The organism is Candidatus Hydrogenedentota bacterium, assembly GCA_012730045.1.
GTDB lineage: Bacteria > Hydrogenedentota > Hydrogenedentia > Hydrogenedentales > CAITNO01 > JAAYBR01.
In genome coordinates this window covers 1-8781 of record JAAYBR010000065.1, presented here as the reverse complement: position 1 = coordinate 8781, position 8781 = coordinate 1, and the positions used below count along the sequence as shown (strand labels likewise).

Annotated in this window: 7 protein-coding genes and 1 tRNA gene; 2 read left to right on the top strand and 6 right to left on the bottom strand. The window is 66.6% G+C overall.

Annotation, left to right across the window (positions count from 1 at the left end; translation table 11 throughout):
• Positions 1-1238 precede the first annotated feature (1238 nt).
• Complete coding sequence (locus GXY15_06925) at positions 1239-2711, top strand: hypothetical protein (protein ID NLV40944.1); 1473 nt, start codon at positions 1239-1241, stop codon at positions 2709-2711.
• 190 nt (positions 2712-2901) lie between these two features.
• On the top strand, positions 2902-3285 hold the full coding sequence (locus tag GXY15_06920) for a helix-turn-helix domain-containing protein (GenBank protein NLV40943.1): 384 nt from the start codon (positions 2902-2904) through the stop codon (positions 3283-3285).
• A 63-nt stretch (positions 3286-3348) separates the two neighbouring features.
• On the opposite strand, the gene GXY15_06915 is transcribed toward GXY15_06920, so the two are convergent.
• From GXY15_06915 to GXY15_06890, 6 genes are all read right to left on the bottom strand, one after another.
• Positions 3349-3425, bottom strand: a tRNA-Ile gene (locus tag GXY15_06915).
• A 167-nt stretch (positions 3426-3592) separates the two neighbouring features.
• Positions 3593-4891 (bottom strand): Gfo/Idh/MocA family oxidoreductase, encoded by a 1299-nt coding sequence (locus tag GXY15_06910; protein ID NLV40942.1) that lies wholly within the window; start codon positions 4889-4891, stop codon positions 3593-3595.
• Between the two features lie 29 nt (positions 4892-4920).
• Complete coding sequence (locus GXY15_06905; GenBank protein NLV40941.1) at positions 4921-5907, bottom strand: 3'(2'),5'-bisphosphate nucleotidase; 987 nt, start codon at positions 5905-5907, stop codon at positions 4921-4923.
• Positions 5908-5929: 22 nt separating this feature from the next.
• On the bottom strand, positions 5930-7135 hold the full coding sequence (locus GXY15_06900; protein ID NLV40940.1) for a DUF2961 domain-containing protein: 1206 nt from the start codon (positions 7133-7135) through the stop codon (positions 5930-5932).
• 132 nt (positions 7136-7267) lie between these two features.
• Positions 7268-7654 (bottom strand): response regulator, encoded by a 387-nt coding sequence (locus tag GXY15_06895; GenBank protein NLV40939.1) that lies wholly within the window; start codon positions 7652-7654, stop codon positions 7268-7270.
• Between the two features lie 139 nt (positions 7655-7793).
• The gene (locus tag GXY15_06890) at positions 7794-8438 is read right to left on the bottom strand and encodes a methyltransferase domain-containing protein (protein NLV40938.1); all 645 of its coding nucleotides are present in this window, start codon (positions 8436-8438) and stop codon (positions 7794-7796) included.
• Between the last annotated feature and the right edge of the window lie 343 nt (positions 8439-8781).

Genomic DNA, 8781 nt, shown 5'->3' with positions numbered 1-8781 from the left:
CCGAGGTGGCACGGGCTTCCAGCCCGTGTGTCTTGGGCTGCAGCCATGACCCAAGACACGGGCTGGAAGCCCGTGCCACCTCGAAGTCCGTCCCCGCCGTCTTCCTTTCGATACGGCATTTCAACCAAAAAAATGCCCTAAACAAGGCGGAGAGGTCCACTCCCGGTGGGCGTGGATCGAACCATTGGTGCAGACGGCCCGGATGCTGACGGCCCCCGATTCGGGGGTGAAAGGAGGCGCGCAAAACGCCTGCTTTGCCGAACATGGGTTGTTCTGCCTGACAACGGCCCATGCACAGGCCGTTCAGTCCCCTCTGGGGTAAGACCATCAACCGGAGAGCCGTGTGCGGGAGATCCGCACGCACGGTTCGGAGGGAGGGGGGGGGCCGGGTAACCGGCTCTCCCTACCCTATCGGAACCGCGCCCCGCAGGTCTTCTTCGTGACGCAGGCGTCCCGCCTGCCTGGTCTTCTTCCCGGCGCGCACATTTCGGATGCCCTTTCAGGAAGTGCTTTGGGACGTGTAACCCAGGGCAGGCCCGGCCCTTCGGGGGCGGCGGCCTGGCCTGGGCTATATGCGGATGTCCCGTTGGGACAAGAAAGGCAGATCCGCATCACCTGGGGACGTTCATGCCGCTCGCGGACATTTCTCGAGGGGCCTTGTAGTGCGATTGTCCTGGTTGCCGGGAGGCACCGGGGATATCTTCTCCCAAGCATAGACGGCTCGGCGCACATGTTCCCGAGGCTCCTCTCTAGATACGGCGTTCAAACTCGAAAACGCCCTGCGGCATGGTGACGCCGCCTGACTGAAACCGGCAGGAGACAGCGTCCGCAGGTTGACCAAAGGCGGGCCGTGTGGTAGTTTCTTCTTGCCGGGGTGACGGCCCCGGTTTGAACGTCCGGCGGGGGCCGGGGGAGTGCCCTTTTCTGGTGCCCCGCCGGGCGAACCGAAAGGGCACAGCATGGGGAACGGTTCATCCGAAGGGAAGCAGGGCGAGAGGGCTGTCTTTACCGTTCGGGGGGGTGAATATGTCCCCTGGAAAATCGCGTTGGGGCTGTTTCGTGACGCGCTTGTGGTAATGAGGGATGCGGGGGAAGGCAAAGCGACACCCGAACAAATAGGGGCGTTGATACGCGCGGCACAGGTTCGCGGGAAGATACCAAAGGGGGGCCTTGTCACCACAACGGGCGTTCCGAATCTATTCACGCGGGAAGTCACACGTTTCCCAGCAGCGGAGTCTGTGAACGGTCAACCGGCGGTGCGGCTGCAACACCTGGGCGAATTCTTCGCATCTTCCCCCCTACCTTTCCTTTGGGAGAGCCTGCCAGATGTTTGGAGAGATGCGTTTCTGACACGGGACATCTTCCCCCTGAACGCCCGCGCGAAAGGTGTGAAAACGACACCCAAGACGATGAAAGAGCGCCACCTTCAACATGACCGCCTGAAATCGTGGGCGAAGGAACACGGATTACTGGGGTTTGATTCGCTTGGAAATCCACAGGGGCAAGGGGAGGATTCCTTGACAGATGAACAGCGCGAAGCGGTGGCGCGGTATCTCACCACCGCCCCCGAAATTCCCCGGATAGTGTCGCGGATTCAGAATACTTTCGGGGCACCGTCGGAAGTACCGCTTCCGCCGAACTGGGGACCGGATGACCTTGTCCGGTGGATTTGCAGGAACACAGACGCCGCAACAGGCAAGGGGCACTTGACACAGGAAGGTTATCTGCGCGCCTGTGAACTGTACCCTATAACCGACGAGATGATTGCCATTGCGGAAGACCTGCGGCACAAGGGGAAAACGGAAGTCTTGTCTCTGGCGGAACACCTGCAAAGCGGCGGACAGGGCCTTCCTCCCGTGGCCACGGAAAAGAAACCACGCGAAAACGCTTCGCATGGCGCATTGTGCGAGATGCAGCCCAAGACAATCACGGTTTTCCGAGACGGGGGAAGGCGGTTCATTTCGAAGGCAGACATGGAACTAATCCACGCGTGGATGCTGGAAACGAGTCACCATGCCAAACTTCCCCCTTTGCCGAGGGGCGTTGCGTTCGCCGGGGAGAGGAAGAAGGAAAGGAATCCGCATTACCTGGTGGAAAAGTGGATTAGGGCGGAGTGCCCGAAGGAAGCCAACTGGGGCGGCGAACGCGGGACGGTCTCCCTTCGGGAACTGGGGGAATTCTATGCCCGGCATGAAGAACTCTGGCTCATGCTCCCCGTGGCGTTGCGGGACTACCTGCGGGAAGAACTCGGTTTGCGCGGCCACCGGGAAAGCGGCATTCAGGACAACGGCTACGGCCCCGATGGTGCCGCCGAATGGGTCAGCCGTTTGAATGACACCTGGCCGGAACCGGAAGACGGATGGAAGCCTGTTTTCACGGCGGAAATTATCGAAGCCGGACGCGGCCCCTGGAAACCGGCGGTCCCTGTTGTGGACGCGCCGAAACCCATACAAGGGCGGAAACGCGCAATTGATGGGGGGAAGGTAAAGGACTGGGAATTCAAGCAGCAGGTCAAGCCGTACTTCGACAAAGGACTTGGGGACGCTGAGATAGCCCGCATACTCAACACTGAGCAAGAGGATTTCGCCCTGGACATAATAACCCCCTCCAAGGTGCGCGCCGCGCGGAGGTGGTGGGGGAACAATGCAGGGTATATCGAAAAGCCCCGCGTCCAAAATGCGCCCAAAAAGCGCGGGGGTAAAAAAGGTTGAAGAAGACAGCGGCATCCTGATACCCCAGTCCAGACAATACAAGAACGCACTGCGACCTTTTGTTGCGGTGCGTTCCTGCATTTTGGGCGCATTTTGGGTGCATTCCGGGCGCATAGCGCGATACGCAATCGTGGCATCTTTCGCCTGCCGGGCGTAGCAAGGCGGTCGGCAAACTGAAAGGTGAAAGACGATGGAAGACAACAGACTTTTGGACGTGGTGGCGGTGGCGGGCCTGCTGGGGATTTCGGAGCGCGGCGTGTGGCGGTTCCGGGATGCGGGGCGGATGCCCGCGCCGGTGACGCTGGGGCGGCTGGTGCGGTGGCGTCACGCGGACTTGACGGCGTGGATTGCGGCGGGGTGCCCGGACTGCGCGGGGACACAGTGGAGAGCGGTTCGATTTCCTTGGAGGGAGTATCTTTCCCGCGTTGACTGGTGGGGTCTTCTCGGGATGGTAATGGCCGGGGCATCTGATGAACGGGACGGGTGCGCGGGGATGTGGCTGCTTGCCGCGATCAAGCTCATCCACCGGATGGCGGAGGCGGCCTGCCGCTGGGAGCGGAGCGGTGCGCCCTGAATCCCCTTTCTTTCCGGTGACAACAGAACCAGCCGGAGCGTGTCCCCAAACCGGAAAAAAGAATGGTGGGCCCTGCAGGACTCGAACCTGCGACCAAGTGATTATGAGTCACCTGCTCTAACCAACTGAGCTAAGGGCCCGCCGCCGCGGATGCGGGGGTGTACGATAGCGCACCGCCGGGAAGGGTTTCAATCTGCGGCGCCACAGCTGCGCCCTGTCCACCAGGGCGGCGCGCGCATTTTGGACGGCATTCTCCGGCAGCCGCCAACGGGCCCGCCCGGTCATCCTGACCGCCAAGCCCCCCCCGCTACACCGTCCAGTCGCGCTCGGGGCGGGTGCGCAGGCGGTTGGCCTCGTCGTCGCGGAGGAAGGTCTCGGTTTTGGGGTCCATCTCCAGTTTTCGGCCGAGGATCCAGGAGAGGGCGGCGGCGTGGCAGGCGATGTGGGAGCGGCGCATGACCCCGGGGTTGGCCGCCGTTGCGCCGCGCGATTTCACGCAGTCGAGAAAGTTCCGGGTGTGGGCGAGGACGTCTATGCCGTTTTCGACCTTCGGCAGGCCGGCAAGCTCCGTTTTCAGCGCGTCGGAGGACAGCTCGATGCCGCCGCTGTCGCCCACCTCCACCCATCCCTCGTCGCCCTCGAAGCGCACGGGGCAGGTGCCCAGCGCCTGAATCCATCCCGGGCGCTCCTCGAAGGGCGTCTTCAGGAAGTGGAGGCGCAGGGTGACGCCGTTGGCGTACCGCGCCGTGATGCCCGTCTCATCGGGTTCATAGGACAGCGGCACCGTGCCGTCGGCGCGGTTGGCCCACTGGCAGAGGTCCACGGTGTGGGCGCCCCAGTCGAGCAGGCGCGCGCCCGACTCGAAATCCCAGTGGGCGCGCCAGCCGCCGTTGAGATATTCGGGGTTGTAGGGCCGCCACGGCGCGGGTCCGAGCCAGAGGTTCCAGTCCACGTCGTCCGGGGCGGGTGTGGGCCCGCCGGGCAGCCAGGCGGTCTTGATCTCGGGGACGTAGGCGGTGGCGTGGAGCGTGTGGATACGGCCGAGTTTTCCGGAATGCGCGAGCTCCACGGCCTTCTGGAAATTGGCCACGCTGCGCCGCTGGGTGCCCGCCTGGAAGACGCGGCCCGTGCGCCGCATGGTGTCGGCCAGCGCCTGGCAGTTGGCGATGGTCAGCCCGCAGGGCTTCTCGCTGTACACATCCTTGCCCGCCTCCGCCGCGAGGATGGAGGCCGGGGCGTGCCACCGGTCGCCGGTGGCGATGAGGACGGCGTCAATGTCGCCGCGCGCGAGCAGTTCGCGGAAGTCGCGGTAGACGGCGCAGTCCTTTGCGCCGTGGGTCTTGTCCACAAAGGCCTTGGCGGAGTTCCGCCGGTCCCGCCGCACATCGGCCACGGCCACGCAGCGCACGTCGGGATGGGTCAGCATCTGGGGCAGCACGTGGCGGCAGCGGGGGCCCGCGCCGATGACGCCCAGCGTGATGGTGCCGCTTGGGGCCGCCACGCGCGGGCGCGCGGTGGCGCAGGAGGAGAGGGCGGCGGCCGCAGGCATGGCCGCGGCGGCGGCCTGGATGAACCGGCGGCGGGGGACACGGGTTTCGTTTTCCATGACGGACTCCTTCTCCGCCCGCGGGCGCGCTACCCGGAATCCGCCGTGCGGCGGATGGCCTCCAGGGCGGCGGCGTGCAGGGCGCCGTTCGAGGCGAGGAGGCCCACGTTCCCCTCCAGGCGGCGGCCCCGGGTGAAGTCGTAGGGGTTGCCCTCGATGTCGGTGACGCGGCCGCCGGCCTCCTCCAGCACGACGACTCCGCCGGCGTGGTCCCAGATCTTCTCGCGGTAGTCGGGGGCCTCCGGCGAGGGCATGCGCAGGATGAGGTCGCCGTAGCCCGCTGCGAGCATGGCGTATTTTGTCTGGCTGTCCATGGGCACGGCGGGGGCCTTCATGCCGAGGTGGCGGATGACGGCCTCGGTGCGGTCCACGTTGGTGTGGCCCGACTCGAAGGAGCGCAGGAGCACGGCGCGGCGCGGGTCGGCGCAGGGCGACACGCGGATGGGGCGGCAGAATTCCGGCGCGTCCAGCGGGACGATGACGGCGCCCCTGCCCCGTCGGGCCACGGCGATGACGCCGTTGCCCGGCTCGCCGTCGAGGCCGAGGGCCGGGCAGGCGAGGCCGCCCAGGGTGACCACGCCGTCCTCGATGAGTCCGAGGGAGACGGCGTACTGCCCGCCCCGGAGGAAGCCCTTGGTGCCGTCCACGGGGTCGAGAACCCAGAACTTTCCGCAGGGGCTGCCGCCGCCGCGGTCTATCCAGTCGCACACCTGCCTGGACGTCGCCCGCTCCTGAAAGCGCCGCACATAGCCGACGACCTGCCTGAGGGATTCCGCGCCGCCGGGGCCCTTCAGCAGGGCGCTGCTCTCCTCGCCCACGATGGGCACGCCGGGATAGGCCGCGCCGAGGCGCATCCCCGCCAGCGCCTGCACCGAGAAGTCGGCCACCGTCACCGGAGACCGGTCCTCCTTGGTCAGCGAGGCGGGGGCGAGCTCGTCGCGCACCATCCGCGCCAGCCGGGCCGCGTCGCGCAAAAAGGCGACCATGGCCGCGTCTTGGCTGTTTGTCCAGAACATGGGAGATTCCTGCGGGTTCGGGTCACTTCACCGGCGGCAGGGCCGCCGTGCGCTCCGCCGCGGGCGCGAGGCGCGGAAGCCCGTTTTCGGGCCGGTCCAAATAGAACAATGCCGCGGCGCACACATCGTCACGGCGGAAAAAATTCGTCCACCCCGTGGCGGGGAGCGAGGGGTCATCCAGCGGCAGGGGCGCGTCGCCCTCCAGGAGGGGCGCGCCCTCGATGGTGACGGGCCTCAGCTCGGCGCCCTGCTCGACCATCTTCAGCACCTGGACCTTGTCCGCGCCGCCCATCTGCTGGAGGGTGACGCGGATATCCCGGTGGAAGTATACAGGATCGGGGCCATGGTACCTGTAAAAGGTCCAAACCCGGCGCTGGTCGTCCGACACGAGGCACCCCGACTGCCGCCCGATGAACTCCTTCTGGCCATAGGCCGTGCCGATGTAATCCTCCGTGCCCGTGCCCGCGATGGTGGGCCATTCTGTGTCGCCGTCCACGTACATTTTCACCTCGCCCTCGCCGAACCAGCCGGAATAGGAGGGGTTGCCCACCACGCCGATGTGCGCGCCGAGAAAGCGCCCCCGCCCCTCCACCTTCGGCAGGATCTCAAAGTCGCGGCCGAGCTGCGTGCGGTTTTCCCGCCGCCACGCGGCGTGGAAGTAGAGCGTGCCCTCCGGGTGCGCGTCGCCCAGGGTGCAGTTGATGTCGTAGAAGAGCTGGGGAAGGTCCTCGCCGGACTCATTGGAGAAGGTGACCTTTGCGCCCGCGCGGAAGGGCATGGGGACCGTGCAGACCAGCGAGCGGCCCTCGGGGCTGCTGAAGTAGTCGTTTTCCAGGGGTTCCATGCGCCCCAGGACCGCGCAGAAGAAGTCGCCCAGGGGCGCCTCCACCGCCGGGGTCGCCGCCCCGTCCCAGTACATGCGCAGCACATACGCGCGCAGGGCCTCCGGCGTGCGCGTCGCCAGGGTCATCCACATCCGCCGGAGCGTGCCCGGACCGGCGGTTTCCAGCAGGGTCACCGTCTCGCCCGCCGCCACGGGACGAAAGGCCGCGCCCTTGCCGCCGCGGTTGCTCATGGCACCCGCGCCCTTTTTCATGCCGGGGTTCTCAAAGCTCGCCCAGAGGGAGTCCCCCCCCTCCGGGGGCGGGGCGTAGAGGGGCGCTTCCGCCGCCGCGCCCAGGGAAACCAGCAGACACGCCGCGAGACAAAAGGCGGGGAGTTTCTTCATGGGACAGGCTCCTTCCCCGGCGCGTGCGCCGGGCGGTTCTCCCCCCGCACCCAGGCTTCAGGCTCCAGGCTCCAGGCTCCAGGCTCCAGCCTCCAGCCTCCAGCCTCCAGACTCCAGACTCCAGGCTCCAGACTAAATCAGGTCGTCTGCCGCCTTGAGATGCCGCCCGATCTGGGCGACCAGTTCCGCGGGGAAGAAGGGCTTCTTGAGCAGCTCTGCGGCGCCCGCGCGGAAACACTGCGCCCGCGCCTCCGGCGTGTGGGCGGAGGAGATGCACAGCACCGGGATGTTCTTCGTGAGGGGGTTTGCCTTGATCTGCTCGCACACCTCGTAGCCGCTCATCATGGGCATCATGAGGTCCAGCAGCACCAGGTCCGGGCGCTCCGTCGTGCAGAGGTCCAGCGCGGCGATGCCGTCATAGGCCATCAGGACGTTGAACCCCTCCGCCTTCAGCGTGGTCTCCAGGAGCGACACGACATCCGGCTCATCGTCCACCACAAGAATCGTCTTTGCGGCCATGATACTACCTCGCCTCCGAGTTGCGCGTGGGCGTTCCCCCCGGCGGGGCGGTTTCGCGAACGCGGCTGGCTGTTTTGGTCTCTTTATTCATTTTATCATTCCCGGCCCCGCCAGTCAACAGAGTTTTTTCGCCCTGGCGTCAGGCGCAGGACCCGGCCCGCCTGCGCCCGGTCATGAGAAAGATGGCAAACGTGCGCAGGGCACCGTCCCGGCCCGGCTTGGTCACCCGGGCGACGCGGGCGCCTGCCACACCCTTGAAGCCCGCGGCCGAAAGCTGTTTCCGGAGCGCTCCGCGGTCAAAGCCGTTGTGGAAGACCCCCGCCGGGTCGGCGTGGAACTGGCCGTCGTCGGGCTCCAGATCAATGACGCACAGCCGCCCCCCCGGCGCGAGGCGCGCGTGGAGCGCGCGGAGCAGGGCGGGGATGTCCTCGACATGGTGCAGCGCCATGCTGCTCATGACCAGGTCATAGGTCTCCCCCGGCAGGGCCCCGTCCGGGCCGATGAGGAAGGGGAACACCGTGACCCATCCGGCGGCGGCCGCCTTCGCCGTCAGCACGTCCAGCATGCCCTGTGAGGTGTCCGCGCCGGTGACCGAGGCCACCCGCGGGGCGACGCGCAGCGTCACCAGCCCCGTGCCGCAGCCGAAGTCCAGCACCCGCATGTCCGGCGTCAGCGGCACGGCGGCGCACAGGGCGCGGGCCAGCTCCTCCGCGAGCTTCACCCGGACCGGGTTGTCATCCCAGGCGGCCGCCTCCTTGTCAAAATCGCGTTTGTTCTCGGACATGCGCCGGTGCCTTTCAGGAAATGGGTTTGCTCCCCCCCGCGGCATTCTATCCCCGGAGTGTGCCGCAGGACAAGGGGGGTTGCGCCCTCTCCGGTTCGCGGGAAGGCCGTGAAGTCCAACCGTAGGGGCGCCGCTTGCCGCGCCCCCGCGCCGGGAGCGGCGGGCATCGCACTCAGGAAGGGGGCGCAGCAAGCAGCGCCCCTACGGCTGCCCGCCGGCGGGTTCAAACCCGAAACGCAACACGGGCCTGGAGGAAGACTTCGGCGGGGGTTCGGTGGTTCAGGGTCTTCCTTGGCCGGCTGTTCAGTTCATCGACCGCCCGCTGAAGCTGTTCGGGGGTGAT

Excerpts from the sequence above, each read along its gene's own strand:
- GXY15_06890 (NLV40938.1), bottom strand. The coding sequence starts at position 8,438 with ATGTCCGAGAACAAACGCGATTTTGACAAGGAGGCGGCCGCCTGGGAT.
- GXY15_06895 (NLV40939.1), bottom strand. The coding sequence starts at position 7,654 with ATGGCCGCAAAGACGATTCTTGTGGTGGACGATGAGCCGGATGTCGTG.
- GXY15_06910 (NLV40942.1), bottom strand. The coding sequence starts at position 4,891 with ATGGAAAACGAAACCCGTGTCCCCCGCCGCCGGTTCATCCAGGCCGCC.
- GXY15_06900 (NLV40940.1), bottom strand. The coding sequence starts at position 7,135 with ATGAAGAAACTCCCCGCCTTTTGTCTCGCGGCGTGTCTGCTGGTTTCC.
- GXY15_06905 (NLV40941.1), bottom strand. The coding sequence starts at position 5,907 with ATGTTCTGGACAAACAGCCAAGACGCGGCCATGGTCGCCTTTTTGCGC.
- GXY15_06920 (NLV40943.1), top strand. The coding sequence starts at position 2,902 with ATGGAAGACAACAGACTTTTGGACGTGGTGGCGGTGGCGGGCCTGCTG.